The following is a 20,077-nucleotide window of genomic DNA, read 5'->3' on the forward strand; positions in this document are numbered from 1 at the left end:
TGATGGCTGACGAAATTAACTCCCAGGACGACCAGGCGCTGGCCGACGAGTGGGCTGCTGCGCTGGAAGAAACCGGTGATGCCGGTCAGGCGGATATCGATGCCCTGCTGGCGGCGGACGCCGGCGCTGCGTCAAGTTCCGGGCGCTTGCAGATGGAAGAGTTCGGCAGCGTGCCGAAGAACCATGAGCCGGTCACCCTGGACGGCCCTAACCTGGACGTGATTCTGGATATCCCGGTATCGATCTCCATGGAAGTGGGCAGCACCGATATCAACATTCGCAACCTGCTGCAGCTCAACCAGGGCTCGGTGATCGAGCTCGATCGCCTGGCCGGCGAGCCGCTGGACGTGCTGGTCAACGGCACCCTGATCGCCCATGGCGAGGTGGTTGTGGTCAACGAAAAGTTCGGCATTCGCCTGACTGACGTGATCAGCCCCAGCGAACGCATCAAGAAGCTGCGCTAAGTGAACAAGCTGCTTGGCATTGCATTCGCGCTGCCCCTGAGCGCCCTGGCCGCGGAGCCGGCGGCCACCGCCGCGGTGGCTGCGGCTGCGCCCGTGACCGGCAGTGTCAGCGGCCAGTTGACCCAGTTGGTACTGGGCCTGCTGCTGGTGATCGGCGTGATCTTCTTCCTGGCCTGGCTGTTGCGCCGGGTGCAGCAGGCCGGTCCTGCCGGCAAGGGGCAGGTGATCGAACTGATCGGCTCCCGGGCTCTGGGCCCGCGCGATCGCCTGGTGCTGGTGCAGGTTGGCAACGAGCAGATCCTGCTGGGCCTGACCCCGGGCACCATCACCCCGTTGCATGTACTCAAGGAGCCGGTGCAGGTGCCCAGTGCCGAGCAGGCGACGCCCGAGTTCGCCCAGCGCCTGATGGAGCTGTTGGGCAAGGATCAGAAGGATAAGAAGTAATGCCGTTGCGCATCATCTTGACGTTGGCACTGATGCTGGCGGCGCCGCTGGCGTTGGCGGCGGACCCGTTGTCGATCCCGGCGATCACCCTTGGCACCAATGCCAGCGGCCAGCAGGAGTACTCGGTCAGCCTGCAGATCCTGCTGATCATGACGGCGCTGAGCTTCATTCCAGCGTTCGTCATGCTGATGACCAGCTTCACCCGGATCATCATCGTCTTCTCGATCCTGCGTCAGGCCCTGGGCCTGCAGCAGACCCCGTCGAACCAGATCCTCACCGGCATGGCGCTGTTTCTTACCATGTTCATCATGGCGCCGGTGTTCGACCGGGTGAACCAGGACGCCTTGCAGCCTTACCTGGCGGAAAAACTCACCGCCCAGGACGCCGTGGCCAAGGCTCAGGTGCCGATCAAGGACTTCATGCTGGCGCAGACCCGCAGCAGCGACCTGGAGCTGTTCATGCGCCTGTCTAAGCGCACCGACATCGCCAGCCCTGACCAGGCGCCGCTGACCATCCTGGTCCCGGCCTTCGTCACCTCCGAGCTCAAGACTGCGTTCCAGATCGGCTTCATGATCTTCATTCCGTTCCTGATCATCGACCTGGTGGTGGCCAGTGTGCTGATGGCCATGGGCATGATGATGCTCTCGCCCCTGATCATTTCCCTGCCGTTCAAGATCATGCTGTTCGTCCTCGTGGACGGTTGGGCGTTGATCATCGGTACCCTGGCGGGCAGTTTCGGTGGTGTTTAAAACCTTGTTTGCGGGTGATCGACAATGACTCCGGAAGTCGCGGTAGACCTGTTTCGCGAAGCGCTCTGGCTGACCACCATGATGGTGGCGGTGCTGGTGGTGCCCAGCTTGTTGGTGGGCCTGATGGTGGCCATGTTCCAGGCTGCCACCCAGATCAACGAACAGACCCTGAGCTTCCTGCCGCGCCTGCTGGTGATGCTGGTGACCCTGATTGTCGCCGGGCCCTGGCTGGTGCAAACCTTCATGGAATACATCCGTCAGTTGTACGGCAGTATTCCGCAGTTGATCGGCTGAGCCCATGTCCCTGCTGGCGTTGACCGACACCCAGATCAGTACCTGGGTGGCGAGCTTCATGTTGCCGCTGTTCCGGGTCACCTCGCTGCTGATGGTGATGCCGGTCTTCGGGACCACCCTGGTGCCGCGGCGGGTACGCTTGTACTTTGCCCTGGCAATCACCGTGGTGATAGCGCCGGGGCTGCCGCCCATGCCCGAAGTGCACGCCCTGGATCTCAGTGGCCTGTTGCTGGTCGCCGAACAGATCCTGATCGGCGCGGTACTGGGGTTTTCCCTGCAGCTGTTCTTCCAGGCTTTCGTGGTTGCCGGACAGATCGTGGCGATCCAGATGGGCATGGGGTTCGCTTCCATGGTCGACCCCACCAACGGTGTGTCGGTGGCGGTGATCGGGCAGTTCTTCACCATGCTGGTGACCCTGTTGTTCCTGGCCATGAACGGCCACCTGGTGGTGTTCGAGGTGCTTACGGAGAGCTTTACCACCCTGCCGGTGGGTGGCGGCCTGATGGTCAACCATTACTGGGAGCTGGCAGGCAAGCTCGGTTGGGTGCTGGGGGCGGCGCTGCTGCTGGTATTGCCGGCGATCACCGCGCTGCTGGTGGTGAACATCGCCTTTGGCGTCATGACTCGCGCGGCGCCGCAATTGAACATCTTTTCCATCGGCTTTCCCCTGACCCTGGTGCTGGGCATGGGCATCGTCTGGATCAGCCTGGCCGACATTCTCAATCAGTATCAACCGCTGGCCTCCGAGGCCCTGCAGTTCTTGCGCGAACTGGCGAGGGCACGCTGAACCATGGCAGAGAGCGAGAGCGGTCAGGACAAGACAGAAGAGCCCACGGAGAAACGCAAAAAGGACTCCCGGGAAAAGGGCGAGATTGCCCGCTCCAAGGAGCTCAATACCCTGGCCATCATGCTGGCGGGGGCGGGCGGTCTGCTGGTCTATGGTGGTGGCCTGGCCCTGGATCTGCTGGAAATCATGCGCCTGAACTTCTCCCTGCCCCGTGAGGTATTGCTCAGCCCCGGGGCCATGGGCCTGTACCTGCTGCATTCGGGCAAGATCGCCATCCTGGCAGTGCAGCCGGTACTGCTGACCCTGCTGCTGGCGGCGGTCATCGGCCCCATTTCCCTGGGCGGCTGGTTGTTCGCCGGCAAGAGCCTGGCGCCCAAGTTCAGCCGGATGAACCCGGCCAACGGCCTCAAGCGGATGTTTTCCCCCACGGCGTTGATCGAGCTGCTCAAGGCCCTGGCCAAGTTTGCCCTGGTGCTGTTCGTGGCGCTCTCGGTGCTCTCGGCAGATATCGACGACCTCTTGCGTATCGCCCATGAGCCCCTGGAGAAGGCGATCATCCACAGCATCCAAGTGGTGGGCTGGAGCACCTTGTGGATGGCCTGCGGGCTGATCCTGATTGCTGCAGTGGATGTGCCGGTGCAGCTGTACCAGGCCCACAAGAAGTTGCTGATGACCAAGCAGGAGGTGCGCGACGAGCACAAGGACCAGGAGGGGCGGCCTGAGGTCAAGCAGCGGATTCGCCAGTTGCAGCGCGAGATGTCCCAGCGGCGGATGATGGCGGCGATCCCGGAGGCCGATGTGGTCATCACCAACCCGACCCACTACGCCGTGGCGCTCAAATACGATGCCGAGAAGGGCGGGGCGCCGGTGCTGCTGGCCAAGGGCAGCGACTTCCTGGCCTTGCAGATTCGCGAGATCGCCGTGGCCCACGAGGTCATGCTGCTGGAGTCGCCGGCCCTGGCGCGTTCGATTTTCTATTCCACCGAGCTTGAGGAAGAGATTCCTGCCGGGCTTTACCTGGCGGTGGCCCAGGTACTGGCCTACGTCTATCAGATCCGCCAGCACCGCGCGGGCAAGGGCAAGCGCCCGGATCCGCTCAAGGACCTGCCGATTCCGCCGGATCTGCGGCGCGACTCCTGAGGCGAGCGCCGCCAGATTGTTGGCTGGATTATTGCTTGTGGGTAGCCAGTGTATGGAAATGGTTACTTTTTTGACTAGGCAGAATCAATCTGAAAAAAGCGGGTGGATTGACTTTGTTCTTTGGGATGTTCGAACTGCTCAGAACTGATAAGTCATGGAAAAAATAATTACAGTTACCAGTCCGCTACTGCCGCCGTTAGAGGAATTTGTTCCTTATCTGGAGCAGATCTGGAAAAACAAGCGCCTGACCAATTGCGGTCCCTTCCATCAAGAACTTGAGCAAGCACTGGCTCGTTACTTGGGGGTCGGGCATTTGTCGTTGTTTGCCAATGGAACATTGGCCCTGATTACCGCTTTACAAGCACTGCATGTGAAGGGTGAAGTGATTACCACGCCTTATTCTTTTGTCGCTACGGCCCATGCCTTGGTGTGGAATCGCTTGACCCCGGTGTTTGTCGATATCGATCCACAGACCTTCAACATCGACCCTAAAAAGATAGAACAGGCCATTACGCCACAGACGACCGCCATCATGCCGGTGCACTGCTATGGCAATCCCTGTGATGTAGAGGCGATTCAGGCCATCGCCGATAAACATGGATTGAAAGTAATTTTTGACGGCGCCCACGCGTTTGGCGTGGAAGATGCCGGTGGCAGTGTACTGCGCCATGGCGACCTCAGTGTCCTGAGTCTGCATGCAACCAAGGTTTTCAATACCTTCGAGGGCGGTGCGATCATCAGCCCGGATGCACAGACAAAGTTGCATATCGATCAATTGAGGAATTTTGGTTTTGTGGATGAGGTCACGGTGGTGACCTGTGGCATCAACGGCAAGATGAGTGAAGTGAATGCTGCGTTCGGGCTCTTGCAGCTGCAGCATATCGACGCGGCCCTGGAACAGCGTAGAGCTATCGATTGTTTCTATCGCTCTGAATTGCGAACCATCAAAGGTATTAACCTGGACCCGGTACCGGCCGCTCTTGTCTCGAACTATGCCTACTTTCCGATTGCCATTGAGCCCGAATATGCGCTGAGCCGCGATCAGCTCTATGGGTTGTTGCAGGAGCACAATATATTCGCGCGCCGTTATTTCTATCCCCTGATTACCCAGATGTCGGTGTATGAAGGTATGGAGGGACTTCATCGCCATGCTTTGCCAGTGGCCGAAGCATTGGCTGAAAAGGTTATCTGTCTGCCCATTTATCCAGGGTTGGAGCCAGAGGACCTGCAACGGATCGTTGCTGTCATTCGCTCAGGAAACTCGGCGAATATATAACGTACTGGAGAGGGACTTTCGCCAAGAAGGCGAGTGTTTTGCGGAATTTTAAACCGCAGATTCTGATTATTAAGAGGCTGTTATGAGCAAAGAAGCATTTATCGAAAACTTTCTGTCTGCCACCGATTTTCAGGAGCCAGTTGAAGTCACCATGGAGACGGAGTTGCGCAATTTGCCAGAGTGGGATTCGCTCGCCGCATTGGGTGTGATTGTCATGTTCGATATGGAATACAAGAAAGTGATTACCGGTGATGACCTCGAAAAGGCTGTCACCATTGGTGATCTTTACAACTTGGTAGGATAAGTCTCATGCCACTCGTTACGTTGAATTCTGTGCGCTTTGCCGGTATGGCAACTTGCGTTCCTAAACGAGTTGTTTCCAATCTGACTGATTGCAAGCCGCAGATTCGTCCAGAACGCGAAAGACTGGTACGCAATATCGGTATCGAGCTGCGAAGGCTGACGCAAGAGTGGCAGTGTTTTTCCGACCTGGCCTTCGATGCAGCCTCCAAGCTGATTGAAAGCCTGGAGTGGAAGCTCGAGGAAATCGACGCGCTGATCGTGGTTACCCAGTCCCCGGACTACCTGGCGCCTGCCACTGCGATCATTCTTCAGGATCGTCTGGGGTTGCCCCATACCACCCTGGCGTTCGACGTCAACCTCGGGTGTTCCGGCTATCCGTTCGGCCTGCATCTGCTCGGATCGCTGATCAGCGCCGGAGGTATCAAGAAAGGCTTGGTGCTGGTTGGGGACAGCGGTGCCCAGCTCAATGACCCGATCTTTTCGGATGCCGGCACCGCTACGGCGATGGAGTTCTGTGCGGATGCGCCGCCCATGTACTTCGACCTGAATAGCGATGGTAGCGGCCACAAAGCGATCATCCTCCCGGTCGGGGGGCATCGTGAGCCGGTAGGCATACAGCATCTGGTGCCTTTCCGTGAGAATGAAAATGATCACTGGCATCGAGCGATCGACTTGCAGCTCGACGGTACTGCGGTGCTGAGCTTTTCCACTCAGCGGGTTCCGCCGGCAGTAGAGAAGTTGCTTGAATATGCCAATGCCTCGAAAGACGAAGTCGATTACTTCATCTTTCACCAGGCCAACCGGATGATTAACGAAACCATCCGTAAGAAGTTGGCGCTTCCTGTCGAGAAAGTCCCTTCGACTCTGCGTGATTTTGGCAATACCAGCGGTGCTTCGCTGCCAGTCACCATGACTGCGCGAATTAACAAGCAGCTTGAGGAAGGATCTAAGCGTCTAGTGCTGTCAGGGTTTGGTATTGGTTTGTCATGGGGAACCTGCCTGGTGGATATCCAGGGGGCGAAGTTTCCTGATTTGATTGAATCCTGATGAGGCTGGGAGGTGTTCCTCCCAATGGCCGCACATATTCTTCGGAGGGCAGCACAGTGAATGCTGACAACAGTTTTAATCCATTCAGCCTCAAGGGTAAGCGAGTCTTGGTTACCGGTGCCAGCTCGGGGCTGGGGCAGGCTATAGCGCTGAGTTTCGCGCGCATGGGGGCCGAGGTCATTGCAACGGCACGTGATCGTGAGCGTCTGACCAAGACTTTTGAAGAGTTGCAGAGCATTTCGGATCTGCCTCATCAGATGATCTTGGCTGACCTGACGATTGCAGAGGAGCGCAACGCTGTTGTTGCAGCCCTTGGTTCGGAAATTCATGGGTTGGTGCACAGTGCCGGCATTTCTCGCCTGTGTCCGACGCGCATGATGACTGACACTCATCTTCAGGAAGTGCACGCCATTAACTTTGAAGCTCCTATGCTACTTACCCAAGGGGTTTTGAAGCGCAATCTTGTAGCAGATGATGGGTCCATTCTATTTCTTTCATCTATCGCTGCCCATATCGGTGTTGCAGGTGTGGGGGCTTATTCCGCGAGCAAGGCTGCTTTGATTGCTGCGTCGCGTTGTCTTGCTATGGAGTTAGTCAAGCGTCGGATTCGAGTTAATTGCCTTTCTCCTTCACTGGTGGAAACACCGATCTTGGCGGAAACCGCCAAGGTGACCTCTCTTGATCAACTGCTTGAAGATTATCCTCTAGGGTTTGGTCGGCCAGATGATATTGCTAATGCGGCGATTTTCATGATTTCCGGTGCTAGCCGTTGGATAACAGGAACAACACTGGTCATGGATGGTGGTTTGACCATCAGTTAAATCAACAGGAGCTGCTATGAAGCAGGTCGTCATATTGGGAGCAGGTGGGCTTGGGCGTCAGGTTCTTGCCCAACTGGAGGCTGATGTCGCCTGTGGTGTTGATTGGGTTCTCGGTGGTTTTTTGGATGAGCGGGGAAAAGAAGTTGTCTCCGAAGCTCTTAATTGCCCTTGGTTAGGTACTCCCGAAGGTTTTCAGCCTGGATCTGATCACCTATTTTTGGCCGCAATTGGAGATCCATCGAGCAGGCAAAAGCAGGTACAACTGCTTCGTGAAAAAGGTGCCCAGTTTATTGGTTTTGGTAAACCTCAACTTTTAGGCGTGAGAACCACTTGGGGTGCAACATTTTTTTCGTATGAAGTAAGTTGTGGTGTGGACAGCAGGATCGGGAGTTACTGCTTTATCGATCAAGACAGCATGATCGGTCACGACGTGGTGATTGGTGATTATGTGCATATCGCGCCCCGTTGCTTGTTGGCCGGCTATGTCAAGGTGGGTAATGGCGTCGTAATCAACTCTGGGGCCATGCTATCCCGTGGGGTGACTGTAGGCGATGGGGCGGTTATCGGCATGGGCGCAGTGGTGTTCAAGGATGTTCCTGCCGGTGCGACGGTGGTGGGTAACCCCGCTCGAGTCATTTTCACCAAGCAGAATTGAAGGCTAGGTATTCATCTGGCTGCTCGGTCATTTTTGTGGATATGTTTTATGTCGCGTCATGCTTTGGATGCAAGCCATTACACCTCCGCGGAAACTCTTTCCCACGAGCGTGCCAACTTATTTGGCAAGTTGTGGACTTTTGTCGGTTTCACCTCGATGGTGCGCGAGCGCAATCAGTTTTTTACCCGCAAGGTAGCGGGTGTGCCGATCTTGGTTCAGAGAACCGAAGCCGGTATCCGGGCCTTTATCAATGAGTGCCCCCATCGGCTATCGCCTATCCAGATTGAAAATGCTGGCAAGCGTCCGATGGTTTGTCCTTACCATGCCTGGTCTTTTGGTTCTGAGGGTGAGCTGCGGGGCATACCCAATCATGGGCTTTACCAGTTCAGTGCTGCGGAACGAGAGAAAGTCTGCCTGAAAAAGCTTCATCTGGAGGAGGTTGGCCAGTTGTTGTTTGTCAACTTTTCGGAAGAGCCACTTGCGCTGAACAAGCAATTTACTGATGAGTTTATCCAGCAGTTAAAAGATGTCTCCTCTCACCTAGATTCGCAGATTATCTACAGTTGTCATCAGGTCCGTTATAACTGGAAGCTGAATATGGAAAACGTGAAGGATTATAATCACGTTCCTTTTATTCATCCTCAAACCTTCATGCCGGCCATGAGTCAAATGGTCAGGGAAATCCCTTCTGTTGGAGGTGGGGCTGAAGTCGTTAGGTTAATTGCCACTTCTGAATCTCCTGAACTTGACTCGTTGAGTTATAGTAACAAATCAATGATCAAACCCTACGAGAACTGGTTTGCGCCGTTGTGCGAAAAATATGGCAGTGAACATGCCTACTACAACTGGTTCATTTATCCCAATGTCAACTTCTGTAGTGTCAAGGGTGATCACTTTCTACTTCAGCAGTACGATCCCGTATCCCCTGGGGTTACCGATTATCACCTGTGGATGATGACCGCCACACGCAAGGATGTCCGCACCGACTTTACTGCGTTGCTGGCAACTTTGATTCGTGGCGAGCGCAAGGTCATAGCCGAGGACACGGTTGTGCTCGAGCGTTTGCAGGATGGGTTCGGTGAGCACTCTCGGCGCTTCATGCACGGCGAGTATGAGGCGCATATCGTTCAACAGCATCTCTGGTATAGAACTCATGTTTTGGGAGAGCGCCCATGACTCGCCATATCGTGCTGGGGGAGGGCTGGGCCTTCGAGCATGCCTGCCAGATGGCCACTGAGCTGGGCTTGCCCCATGTGCAGCACCGCCTGCTTTCGGCTGATCGTTACAACTTTCAGCTGGATGAATTCATCGATCGGTATCCGGCGCAAGACTTCGAAGTGTTTGTGGCGCTGGATGAGCGTGCGGTCAACTACTCGCGACACAAGCTGATTGCCCAGGTTCGGTTGGCGGGGTATCGCCTGTTCAATCTGGTTTCGCCTCGATCCATTGTTGAAGAAAGCGCCGTTCTGCAAGGCAATGCCTATGTGGGTGCGGGCTGCAACCTGGCCTCCGGTGCGGTAGTGGGGCTGGGCTCCTGGCTTGATCGCCAGGTAACTCTGGACTGCTCCGTGCAGTTAGGGGCCTGTGTGACCTTGCAGGCGGGTGTGACCCTGGGGCGCGGCGTGGAAATCGGCAGGGGCACCACGCTCTCCGCTGGCAGCTTTGCGCTGGCGGGCACGAAAGTCGGTCGCCATTGCGAGTGGTTGTTGGGCGGGAAGTTGCCGGAAGTCCTTGCTGACAAGTCCTTTTATGATGCCCTGATGCCAGATGGCGCCAGAATCCTGAAAAACTGAATGTTAATTATCTTGCCGATTCGCTCAGGCAATTGGGCGGGCCGTTTCTGGAGTGGGTATGCCGAGTAATTATGCTGGTGTTAAAGGGCTGGAAGTGGCTGGTAACTACGAAAACCTGGTCACCATCTTTCAGCGGGCGGTCTCTGCGTATCAACATGATCCGCGCTTCTGTATTGCGCCTGAGGCCTGTCATGTCTACGACGCAAATGGGCGTGAAACAAAAGTCGTGCTGTTGGGAACGACCCAGTTCTCTCAACTCTTTATCAATGAAGCTGCCGGCAGAGTGCGGATTGTTGCCGTGGTCGACGACTTCAAGGCCGGCAAGATGGAAAGCTTTCATGGCGTTCCGGTGATCAGTTCGGATGCCTTCCTGAAGTTGGCCCGGGATACTGCGCTGATCAGTGTCAATGGCTGTCGGTATGATCACTCCCGGCGTTATTTCAAAAGCCTGGCGCTGCGCAACAACATCCCCATGCTCAACTTTGAGCAGGGCTTGCGGCTGCTTTCCATCAACCCGGCGAGCGACCATCGGATTGATGACTGGGGCAGCTACATTGTTGCTCACGCCCAGGAGTTGATTGCTCTCGGGCGGCGTCTGGACGATGACTATTCACGCTTCACCCTGTTCAGCGTTTTGCTCGGCCATTTGACGTGCGACCCCGAGTGGATACTCAACGCTGCCAAGCCCTACTTGACCCTGTATTTCCGTTCCGGCTTGTGGCTGCCTGACCAGAATGAGCGCTTCGCTGACTGTGGCGCCTCGATTGCCGAGTCCGCCAAGGCCTTTCTCGATGCGACCGACGGCCGCTTCCAGAAGATCTGGATGATCGAGCCGGACGAGGTCAATCGGGCCACCATTCAATCCTTCATCAGCGGTTACAACGGTACTCTCGCGCCTGCCCAGTCAGGTGCCATCGAGTTGCTGGGTTGTGCGTTGAGCAACGAAGACGGGCAGATGCCGTTCTTGCATGAGGGCGGGCACGGCGGTCACCTGTTATCTGCCGCTACTGCCCAGGCCATCTGCCGGGATGTCGATGTGCGCCGTCTGGATTCATTGCTTGATGACAGCCCGACGCTGATCAAGATGGACATCGAAGGGGCGGAATTGCAGGCCTTGCAAGGGGCCCGTGAGCACATCAGTCGTGGGCGCCCGAAAATGGCCATTTCGGCTTATCACCGGTCTGGCGATTTGCTGGATATCACCCGTTTTGTCGAAAGTGTGCGTGGCGACTACAAGATCGGCCTGCGCCACCACACCGAAGAGCGCTGGGATACCTGCCTGTACTTCTATTGATCTGCGTTCTGGCGCGCTGCATTGGCGCGCCATTTGATTGGGCCTGTGCCACTCGAGCGAAGGTGGCGGGCTATCGGCATTAACTAGCAAGAAGGTTTATATGAGCGCAAAGCCACTGGTCAGTGTGGTCATTCCTGCTTACAAGGCAACTTACTTTGAAGCGGCGCTGGCCAGTGTCTGTGCGCAGAGCTACGAGCATCTGGAGGTGGTGGTATGCGATGACTCGCGTACCGGGACCATCCGTGAGTGCACGGCTCGTTACCAGGAGTCCTGCTCTTTTCCGATTCGCTATGAGTTCAATGAGTCTTTGCGCGGCGAGCTCTTCAATGCCATTGAGTGCATAAAAGTCGCCAGTGGAAAGTACATCAAGTTCCTCCATGACGACGATGTATTGCACCCTGAATGTGTCGCGCAACTGGTGGCTGCGATGGAGTCAGATCCCTCTGTGGCCATGGCGTCTTCGCGTCGCCGCCTGATCGATTCCGACGGGGTCCCGCAACCGGATGCCCTGGCCACATCCCTGCCTTTCGCTACCGATGTGGTTATCGATGGCAAGGAGCTGACCAGCCTGCTGGCCGACCATAGCCTCAACTTCATCGGCGAGCCGAGTTGCGTGCTTTGTCGCCGAGAGGATCTGCTGGCGCTGGGGGATGGCCTTATGTCGCTCAATGGTTGCCTGATCTATTGGGTGGGCGACCTGGCGATGTATGTGAAGCTGCTGCAAAAGGGCAACCTGGCGTTGCTGAAGCAGCCGCTGACCGATTTCCGAGTGTCCCTGCAGCAGGGCAGTCAGCAGGGGCGCGACAAGCCGGGTATCGGTAACCAGGGGCACGCTGATTTCAAACGGACATTGCGCGAACTGGGCTGGCATCGAGGGGGGCTGGATAACCATCTGGTTTCGGTGCGTTCCCTGTATGGCGGCGACAGGTTCGAGCCGGTGGATATCCTGGCTGCTCTGCGCCAGAGTTACGCCAAGGGCGTGGCCGACCGGCAGATCAACAGCTGGATCGAGCAGCGGGTGCCAAGCCCGACCCAGTTGCATTTGATGGAGGGCTATCTGCAGTCCGGCGGCGGTGCTCCTTCAATCGGCATCATCGTCCTTGATCTGGCCGCGGATGCCCAGGCGCTGGCGCGCACCCTGCATAGCCTGGCGGCGCAGCCGCAGGGGCTTGTGCAACTGAAAGTGACGGTACTGGGGCATGAGGCGCCTGGCTTGGTTGCCGGCGGCGCCGAGTTGCACTTCACACCGGTTCAGGCGAACTACGCAGAGCAGGTCAATCGTTTGCTGCAAGAAGATGCATGCGAATGGTGTGTGCTGGTCCGCGCTGGTGATGAGTTCACGCCAAGCGGCCTGTTGGTCGCCAGCCTGGAGTTGCTGCCGGATCCCGACTGCCGTGCAGTGTTCTGTGATGGCGTGCTGCGAGAAGCCAATGGCGACACGGGGGTCATGCTGCGCCCGGACTTCAACCTGGATTACCTGCTGAGTTTCCCGGGGGTGCTGGCGCGTCACTGGATCTTCAGGCGTCGGGTGCTGATCGAGGTGGGTGGTTTTGATGGTGCCTACGCGCGGGCCCTGGAGTTCGAGCTGATCCTGCGCCTGATCAATCAAGGTGGCATTGACGGTTTCGGGCATATCCCGGAATTGCTGCTGAGTTGTCCGCCCGTGGCCCTGGGTGAAAATGAAGATGAGCGCCGTGCGCTGGTCGAGCACCTGTCGCAGCGTGGCTATGCCAGCGCGCAGGTCGACAGCTCGCTTGCGGGACACTATCTGATCGACTACGGGCACCAGGCCCGCCCCCTGGTATCGATCGTGGTGGTGGTGAGTGACGACCTGGCGGCGGCGCAGCGCTGTATTTTCAGTGTCCTGGAGCACACCCGTTACCCTTTCTACGAGTTGCTGATCGTCGATAACGCCTGTCAGGCCGCAGAGGCAAGGCAGTGGTTGCAGGCTGTCGCGGAGCTGTCGGCTGAGCGTATCCGGGTAGTCAGCCTGCCTTATGCCGTGGATCGTTCCACCGCCAACAACCTGGGGGCGCAGCAGGCTTCTGGTGAATATCTGGTATTCCTGCGTGCGCTGACGGCGATCTTCGACGGTGGCTGGATTGATGCGCTGTTGAATCACGCGCTGCGCCAGGAGGTGGCGGTAGTGGGGGCCAAAGCGCTCTCCAGTGATGGCGAAGTGAGCCATGGCGGACTGATCCTGGGGCTGGCGGCCGGCGGGGCGGCAGCATTTGCCGGGCAGCAGGCCGACGCTGCCGGGTACATGAATGGCTTGCAGGTGGATCGCAATTGCAGTGCGGTCGCCGACATCTGCCTGATGGTACGTAAAGCCCTGTTTGATGGGGTGGGTGGCTGGGATGCCGAGCTGTTCCCTGAGGCGGGAGCGGATATTGACCTGTGCCTGCGCCTGGCGGGCCATGGTTATCTGACCGTGTGGACGCCGCGTGCGCGGGTCATGCACGGTATGCCGCCGGCCGCGTTTGCGCCGCGGGATGAAGATGCCTTGTCCCAGCGCTGGCTTTCGGTGCTGGCGCGGGACCCGGCCTACAACCTGAATTTTTCCCTGGGGCAGCCAAAGGGCTTTCAACTGGCCGAGCCGTCGTTAAGTTGGCGTCCGCTGATCTGGCGCCCGTTGCCAGTGGTGCTGGTGCATCCTTCGGATCGTTATGGCAGTGGTCACTATCGGGCCATTCGACCGATGGAGGAGCAGAGTTCGGCGGGCCTGATCGACGGGGTGCTGTCGATGGCGCTGTTATCGCCGGCCGAACTGGCGCGAGTGGCCCCGGATTCGATGGTTTTCCAGCGCCACATCGGCGAGGAGTCGCTCAGCGCCATGCGTCGTGCGCAAGCCTTCTCGCGCAGTTTCAAGGTCTTTGAGCTGAACGATCACCTGCCAAGCCTGGCTGTCGGGGAGGCTGCCCAGGGCATGACGCCTGGGGATATTTCCTACTATTTGCGCGAAGCCGTGGCCTGCGTCGATCGCCTGGTGGTGTCCACCGAAGCCCTGGCCGACGCTCTGCATGGCCTGCATCCGGATACCCGGGTCATCCACAGTCGTCTGGACCAGCAGGGCTGGGGGGCGTTGCCAAGCAGCCAGCGGTGTGCCGGCGACAAGCCCCGGGTAGGGTGGGCGGGCGCGGACTGGCAGCTGGCTAATCTTCAAGTGATCGGCGAGGTGGTGAAAGCCCTGGCGACGGAAGTCGACTGGGTGTTCATGGGGGCTTGTCCCGAGGAACTGCTGCCCTATGTCAAGGAAGTGCATCGTGGTGTGGAGATCAGCCTGTATCCGGCGGCGCTGGCCAGGCTGAATCTGGATCTGGCAGTAGCGCCCATGCAGCAGAGTCTGCTCAACGAGTGCAAGAGCAACCTGCGTCTCCTGGAGTATGGCGCCTGTGGTTATCCGGTCATCTGCAGTGATCTGGCGTGTTTCCGCGGTGATTTGCCGGTGACTCGGGTTGCCAATCACTTCCAGGACTGGAGGGCGGCCATCCGCATGCATCTGGATGATCCACAGGCCAATGCCCGGGCCGGGGATGCCCTGCGTGAAGTCGTCCGGCGCGACTGGATGCTGGACGCTAGCGCATTGATGGCGTGGCGTGCTGCCTGGCTGCCGGATTAATCACGGCCACTCTGAGGTTTCCGGCATTTTCAGCTCAATGCCGGCGCCATATTTCCTTTCGGTAAAAGTTGGAAGGTTTCTTGCAGTAGCAGCCCCGTGCCGCTTCAGGCGTCAAAAGTTTGCTTTACGGAACGGGGTAAATCGGTGGATCGCTCTCAGTTAATCAACACGGCTCGCAGCAACCTGGCTGACCTCGGTCGAGGCAATCTGGGTGTGCCGGTGCTGCTGTTGGTCATGCTGGCCATGATGATGTTGCCGGTCCCGGCGTTCCTGCTGGACGTGTTCTTCACGTTCAACATCGCTTTGTCGATCGTGGTTCTGCTGGTGTGCGTGTACGCCCTGCGGCCGCTGGACTTTGCCGTGTTCCCCACCATTCTGCTGGTGGCCACGCTGCTGCGCCTGGCGCTCAACGTGGCCTCGACCCGGGTGGTGATGCTCCATGGCCAGGAGGGCCACGCCGCTGCCGGTAAGGTGATCCAGGCCTTCGGTGAGGTGGTGATCGGCGGCAACTACGTGGTCGGTATCGTGGTCTTTGCGATCCTCATGATCATCAACTTCGTGGTGGTGACCAAGGGTGCCGGCCGTATTTCCGAGGTGAGCGCGCGCTTCACCCTGGACGCCATGCCCGGCAAGCAGATGGCCATCGATGCTGACTTGAACGCCGGCCTGATCGACCAGAACCAGGCCAAGCTGCGCCGTCTCGAAGTGGCCCAGGAGGCCGAGTTCTACGGTTCCATGGACGGTGCCAGCAAATTCGTGCGTGGTGACGCCATCGCCGGTTTGCTGATCTTGTTCATCAACCTGATCGGCGGCATGGCCGTCGGTATCTTCCAGCACAACATGAGCTTTGGCGATGCGGGCCGGGTATACGCCTTGCTGACCATCGGTGACGGTTTGGTGGCGCAATTGCCATCACTGTTGCTGTCCACTGCGGCGGCGATCATGGTGACCCGGGCTTCGGGTTCCGAAGACATGGGCAAGCAGATCAACCGGCAGATGTTTGCTTCGCCCAAGGCGCTGGCGGTGGCAGCCGGCCTGATGGCCGTGATGGGGCTGGTGCCGGGCATGCCGCACTTCTCCTTTCTCAGCCTGGCGGCCGTGGCCGGTGGCGCCGCTTACCTGGTCTGGAAAAAGCAGAACCAGGTCAAGGTCAAGGCTCTGGAAGAGGTCCAGCGTCAACAGGACCTGCTGCCTTCCCCGGCCCGTGCCCTGGAAACCAAGGAGTTGGGTTGGGACGACGTGACGCCGATCGACATGATCGGCCTGGAAGTCGGTTACCGCCTGATTCCCCTGGTGGATCGCAACCAGGGCGGGCAATTGCTGGCGCGGATCAAGGGGGTGCGCAAGAAGCTCTCCCAGGACCTGGGCTTTCTCATGCCCACGGTGCATATCCGCGACAACCTGGACCTGGCGCCGAGCGCCTACCGCCTGACCCTGATGGGGGTGATCCTGGCCGAAGCGGAGATCTATCCGGATCGCGAGCTGGCGATCAACCCGGGGCAGGTCTATGGCACGCTCAACGGCATCTCCGCTCGGGACCCGGCCTTTGGTCTGGAAGCGGTGTGGATCGAAATCAGCCAGCGGCCGCAGGCGCAGTCCCTGGGCTACACCGTGGTGGACGCCAGTACCGTGGTCGCCACCCACTTGAACCAGATTCTGTACAAGCACTCCAGCGAACTGATCGGCCACGAAGAGGTCCAGCAGTTGCTGCAAGTGTTGTCCAAGAGTTCGCCGAAGCTGGCCGAGGAATTGGTGCCGGGCGTGCTGTCGCTGTCGCAGTTGCTCAAGGTCCTGCAAGCGCTGCTGGCCGAGCAGGTGCCGGTACGCGACATCCGCAGCATTGCCGAAGCCATCGCCAACAATGCCGCCAAGAGTCAAGATACTGCCGCTTTGGTTGCCGCGGTACGCGTCGGATTGTCTCGTGCCATCGTCCAAAGCATTGTAGGCACTGAGTCTGAGCTGCCTGTGATCACCTTGGAGCCAAGGTTGGAACAAATTTTGCTCAGCAGTCTGCAGAAGGCAGGACAAGGCCAGGAAGAAGGCGTTCTGCTGGAGCCAAGCATGGCAGAGAAGCTGCAGCGTTCGCTGATCGATGCGGCGCAGCGTCAAGAGATGCAAGGTCAACCGGTGATTCTGTTGGTAGCGGGGCCGGTCCGCGCCATGCTCTCGCGGTTCGGCCGTCTCGCCGTCCCGGGTTTGCATGTGCTGGCGTACCAGGAAATTCCGGACAACAAGCAAGTGACCATCGTTGCGACAGTAGGGCCCAACGGCTGAGGTAGTGGGTTATGCAAGTTAAGCGTTTTTTCGCCGCCGATATGCGTCAGGCCATGAAACTGGTTCGTGATGAGTTGGGCGCTGAAGCCGCCATCATCGGCAACCGGCGGATCGCCGGCGGTGTCGAGCTGACGGCTGCGCTGGATTACAAGTTGTCGGCCTTGTCGCCACGGGTTCCGAACATGGAACTCGAGGACGAGCTGCGCAAGACCCAGTCGCGGATTGTCACCGCCCAGGCTGAACTGAGCCTGCGGGGCGAGGGCGACAGTGCCTCGATCACCAATCGCCAGCTGTTCGCCGGCCTGCCGTTGACCGCGGCCGAGCCCCTGATCGAGCCGACCCTGACCGAGCGTCCGCGCCCGGCGCCGGCTCCAGCAGCGCCACCTGCCGATACGCGGGCGCTGGACTCGATGCGTTTCGAGCTCAACGGTCTGCGCGAACTGCTGGAAGTGCAGCTCGGCTCCCTGGCCTGGAGCCAATTGCAGGGCAGCCGTCCGGAGCAGGCCAACCTCTGGCGTCGCCTGCAGCGCATCGGCCTGTCGGGCCCGCTGGCCCGTGACCTGCTGGCACTGATTACCGAAATCAACGAACCCCGTCAGGCCTGGCGCATGTTGCTGGCGCACCTGGCGCGAATGATCCAGACCCCGGAAGTCGAGCCTCTGGAAGAGGGCGGTGTGATCGCCATGGTCGGCCCGGCCGGCATGGGCAAGACCACCACCCTGGCCAAGCTGGCGGCGCGCTACGTGCTCAAGTACGGGGCGCAGAACATTGCCCTGGTGAGCATGGACAGCTACCGCATCGGCGCCCAGGAGCAGCTCAAGACCCTGGGGCGCATCCTGAATGTGTCGGTGACCCATGTGGACCCGGGCCAGTCCCTGGCCCAGGCACTGGATCCGCTGCTGCGCAAGCGCGTGGTGCTGATCGATACCGCCGGCCTGCAGGCCAGCGATCCGGCGTTGCGCATGCAACTGGAGAGCCTGGCCGGTCGTGGCATTCGTGCGAAGAACTATCTGGTACTGGCTACCACCAGCCAGAAACAGGTGCTGACCGCCGCCTACCACAGCTACAAACGCTGCGGCCTGGCCGGTTGCATCCTGACTAAACTTGATGAAACAGCCAGTCTTGGCGAAGTGTTGAGCCTGGCTATCAGTCATGAACTGCCGGTTGCCTATCTCACTGATGGTCCGCGGATTCCTGACGATCTGCACCTGCCTCGCCGGCATCAGCTGGTGAGTCGCGCGGTAAGCGTACAGATGCAGGAAGAACCCAGCGAGGAAGCCATGGCCGACATGTTCGCTGACCTTTACCACAGCCCGTCCAAACGGGTTGGCTGAGGTAATCATGAATAGATTGCAGTGTATCTACATCGATGGTCTGCCATGCATTGTTCCAATGGTGAACGCGCAGCCAGTTATGTGGCCCCGTCTAAGTAAGACAAGGTAAAGAAAGAACATGGGCAGCATGCATCCCGTACAGGTGATTGCGGTGACCGGCGGCAAAGGTGGCGTCGGCAAGACTAATGTGTCAGTGAACTTGTCCCTGGCTCTGGCTGAGCTCGGCCGGCGGGTCTTGCTGCTGGATGCCGACCTGGGACTGGCCAATGTCGATGTCCTGCTGGGCCTGACTCCCAAACATACCCTGGCCGACGTCATCGAGGGTCGTTGCGAACTGCGCGATGTGCTGCTCCAGGGCCCTGGAGGCATCCGCATCGTACCGGCCGCCTCGGGCACCCAGAGCATGGTGCACCTGAGCCCCGCGCAGCACGCTGGCCTGATCCAGGCCTTCAGCGATATCGGCGACAATCTCGATGTGCTGGTGATCGACACCGCTGCGGGTATTGGTGACTCGGTAGTCAGCTTTGTCCGCGCGGCCCAGGAAGTACTGCTGGTGGTGTGCGACGAGCCGACCTCGATCACGGACGCCTACGCGCTGATCAAGCTGCTCAACCGCGACTACGGCATGAACCGTTTCCGGGTCCTGGCCAACATGGCTCAGAGCCCTCAGGAAGGTCGCAACCTGTTTGCAAAATTGACCAAGGTCACGGATCGCTTCCTGGACGTGGCCTTACAATACGTCGGCGCAGTTCCCTACGACGAAAGCGTACGCAAGGCCGTGCAAAAGCAGCGTGCGGTCTATGAAGCCTTTCCTCGTTCGAAGTGTGCATTGGCGTTCAAGGCCATCGCGCAAAAAGTCGATACCTGGCCGTTGCCGGCGAACCCACGCGGGCATCTGGAGTTTTTTGTCGAGCGGCTAGTGCATCAAACAGCGGGACCGGTGCTATGACTGCCAGTGGCTACAACCTCTACAAGAAGTCGGCGCGTGACAGCCAGTACGAATTGATCGAGCGCTACGCGCCTCTGGTCAAGCGTATTGCCTATCACCTGCTGGCGCGGTTGCCGGCCAGTGTTCAGGTAGAAGACCTGATTCAGGCCGGGATGATCGGTTTGCTCGAAGTGTCGACCAAATACGACGCGAGCAAGGGGGCGAGTTTCGAAACCTACGCGGGTATCCGTATCCGTGGGGCGATGCTCGACGAGGTTCGTAAAGGCGACTGGGCACCGCGTTCGGTGCACCGTAATACGCGCATGGTCAGTGATGCGATTCGCGCAATTGAAGCTAAAACCGGTCGTGACGCTAAAGATCATGAAGTTGCGGCCGAACTTCAATTGAGTCTCGACGATTATTACGGGATTTTGAACGACACCTTGGGCAGTCGCCTGTTCAGTTTCGACGACCTGTTGCAGGACGGCGAGCATGAAGGGCTGCATGAGGATGGCGCCAGTGCTCATCTCGAGCCGTCACGAGACCTGGAGGATGAACGCTTCCAGGCCGCGTTGGCGGATGCGATTGCCAATTTGCCGGAGCGCGAGCGACTGGTGTTGGCGCTGTACTACGACGAAGAGCTGAACCTCAAGGAAATCGGTGAGGTCCTGGGGGTCAGCGAATCGCGGGTCAGCCAGTTACACAGCCAGTGCGCAGCCCGTTTGCGGGGGCGTTTGGGGGAGTGGCGAGCGCGCTGACAGGCAGTGTGGGGACACTGCGTTCAGGACCGGTGAAGCAAGCGCTGCACCGGTCTTGCAGTATGTGCTCCATGCAGTCGTTGTGTGTTATGCCGGA

19 protein-coding genes are annotated in these 20,077 nt (G+C 58.7%); all 19 read left to right on the forward strand.

All coding sequences use genetic code 11. The features are described from left to right. Nucleotides 1-2: 2 nt before the first annotated feature. Complete coding sequence (gene fliN / locus BM382_RS23545) at nucleotides 3-464, forward strand: flagellar motor switch protein FliN (RefSeq protein ID WP_011059985.1); 462 nt, start codon at nucleotides 3-5, stop codon at nucleotides 462-464. Then, the gene (fliO, locus tag BM382_RS23550; RefSeq protein WP_011059986.1) at nucleotides 465-908 is read left to right on the forward strand and encodes a flagellar biosynthetic protein FliO; all 444 of its coding nucleotides are present in this window, start codon (nucleotides 465-467) and stop codon (nucleotides 906-908) included. It abuts the gene before it with no gap. Next, nucleotides 908-1,657 (forward strand): flagellar type III secretion system pore protein FliP, encoded by a 750-nt coding sequence (fliP, locus tag BM382_RS23555; protein ID WP_011059987.1) that lies wholly within the window; start codon nucleotides 908-910, stop codon nucleotides 1,655-1,657. The genes fliO and fliP overlap by 1 nt, the downstream gene beginning before the upstream one ends. A gap of 24 nt (nucleotides 1,658-1,681) precedes the next feature. Then, entirely contained in the window at nucleotides 1,682-1,951 is a 270-nt protein-coding gene (gene fliQ, locus BM382_RS23560; RefSeq protein ID WP_011059988.1) for a flagellar biosynthesis protein FliQ, read from the forward strand. 4 nt (nucleotides 1,952-1,955) lie between these two features. Continuing rightward, a complete protein-coding gene (gene fliR / locus BM382_RS23565) occupies nucleotides 1,956-2,738 on the forward strand; it encodes a flagellar biosynthetic protein FliR (RefSeq protein ID WP_011059989.1) in 783 nt (260 codons plus the stop codon). A 3-nt stretch (nucleotides 2,739-2,741) separates the two neighbouring features. After that, nucleotides 2,742-3,878 carry a flagellar biosynthesis protein FlhB gene (flhB, locus tag BM382_RS23570; protein ID WP_011059990.1) on the forward strand — a complete coding sequence of 379 codons (1,137 nt, stop codon included), beginning with the start codon at nucleotides 2,742-2,744 and terminating at the stop codon, nucleotides 3,876-3,878. Between the two features lie 154 nt (nucleotides 3,879-4,032). Beyond that, nucleotides 4,033-5,154 (forward strand): DegT/DnrJ/EryC1/StrS family aminotransferase, encoded by a 1,122-nt coding sequence (locus tag BM382_RS23575; RefSeq protein ID WP_011059991.1) that lies wholly within the window; start codon nucleotides 4,033-4,035, stop codon nucleotides 5,152-5,154. Nucleotides 5,155-5,236: 82 nt separating this feature from the next. Continuing rightward, on the forward strand, nucleotides 5,237-5,458 hold the full coding sequence (locus BM382_RS23580) for an acyl carrier protein (RefSeq protein WP_011059992.1): 222 nt from the start codon (nucleotides 5,237-5,239) through the stop codon (nucleotides 5,456-5,458). Nucleotides 5,459-5,463: 5 nt separating this feature from the next. Beyond that, nucleotides 5,464-6,504 carry a ketoacyl-ACP synthase III gene (locus BM382_RS23585; protein ID WP_011059993.1) on the forward strand — a complete coding sequence of 347 codons (1,041 nt, stop codon included), beginning with the start codon at nucleotides 5,464-5,466 and terminating at the stop codon, nucleotides 6,502-6,504. Between the two features lie 56 nt (nucleotides 6,505-6,560). Then, complete coding sequence (locus BM382_RS23590; protein WP_041774561.1) at nucleotides 6,561-7,325, forward strand: SDR family NAD(P)-dependent oxidoreductase; 765 nt, start codon at nucleotides 6,561-6,563, stop codon at nucleotides 7,323-7,325. Between the two features lie 16 nt (nucleotides 7,326-7,341). Then, the gene (locus tag BM382_RS23595; RefSeq protein ID WP_011059995.1) at nucleotides 7,342-7,980 is read left to right on the forward strand and encodes an acetyltransferase; all 639 of its coding nucleotides are present in this window, start codon (nucleotides 7,342-7,344) and stop codon (nucleotides 7,978-7,980) included. A gap of 48 nt (nucleotides 7,981-8,028) precedes the next feature. Further along, nucleotides 8,029-9,156 (forward strand): aromatic ring-hydroxylating oxygenase subunit alpha, encoded by a 1,128-nt coding sequence (locus tag BM382_RS23600; protein WP_026020248.1) that lies wholly within the window; start codon nucleotides 8,029-8,031, stop codon nucleotides 9,154-9,156. Then, the gene (locus BM382_RS23605) at nucleotides 9,153-9,773 is read left to right on the forward strand and encodes an LbetaH domain-containing protein (protein ID WP_011059997.1); all 621 of its coding nucleotides are present in this window, start codon (nucleotides 9,153-9,155) and stop codon (nucleotides 9,771-9,773) included. The genes BM382_RS23600 and BM382_RS23605 overlap by 4 nt, the downstream gene beginning before the upstream one ends. A 58-nt stretch (nucleotides 9,774-9,831) precedes the next feature. Continuing rightward, nucleotides 9,832-11,067, forward strand: coding sequence for an FkbM family methyltransferase (locus BM382_RS23610; RefSeq protein ID WP_011059998.1), 1,236 nt, complete (start codon nucleotides 9,832-9,834; stop codon nucleotides 11,065-11,067). A 37-nt stretch (nucleotides 11,068-11,104) separates the two neighbouring features. After that, a complete protein-coding gene (locus BM382_RS23615) occupies nucleotides 11,105-14,686 on the forward strand; it encodes a glycosyltransferase (RefSeq protein WP_345769785.1) in 3,582 nt (1,193 codons plus the stop codon). 144 nt (nucleotides 14,687-14,830) lie between these two features. After that, entirely contained in the window at nucleotides 14,831-16,960 is a 2,130-nt protein-coding gene (flhA, locus tag BM382_RS23620) for a flagellar biosynthesis protein FlhA (protein WP_011060000.1), read from the forward strand. 11 nt (nucleotides 16,961-16,971) lie between these two features. Then, nucleotides 16,972-18,294 carry a flagellar biosynthesis GTPase FlhF gene (flhF, locus tag BM382_RS23625; protein WP_011060001.1) on the forward strand — a complete coding sequence of 441 codons (1,323 nt, stop codon included), beginning with the start codon at nucleotides 16,972-16,974 and terminating at the stop codon, nucleotides 18,292-18,294. 118 nt (nucleotides 18,295-18,412) lie between these two features. Continuing rightward, a complete protein-coding gene (gene fleN / locus BM382_RS23630) occupies nucleotides 18,413-19,243 on the forward strand; it encodes a flagellar synthesis regulator FleN (protein WP_011060002.1) in 831 nt (276 codons plus the stop codon). Further along, nucleotides 19,240-19,980 carry an RNA polymerase sigma factor FliA gene (gene fliA, locus BM382_RS23635; RefSeq protein ID WP_011060003.1) on the forward strand — a complete coding sequence of 247 codons (741 nt, stop codon included), beginning with the start codon at nucleotides 19,240-19,242 and terminating at the stop codon, nucleotides 19,978-19,980. Before fleN ends, fliA begins: the two co-directional genes overlap by 4 nt. Nucleotides 19,981-20,077 lie beyond the last annotated feature (97 nt).

Source organism: Pseudomonas sp. NFPP25, assembly GCF_900116505.1.
In the GTDB taxonomy this organism is placed as follows: Bacteria; Pseudomonadota; Gammaproteobacteria; order Pseudomonadales; family Pseudomonadaceae; genus Aquipseudomonas; species Aquipseudomonas protegens.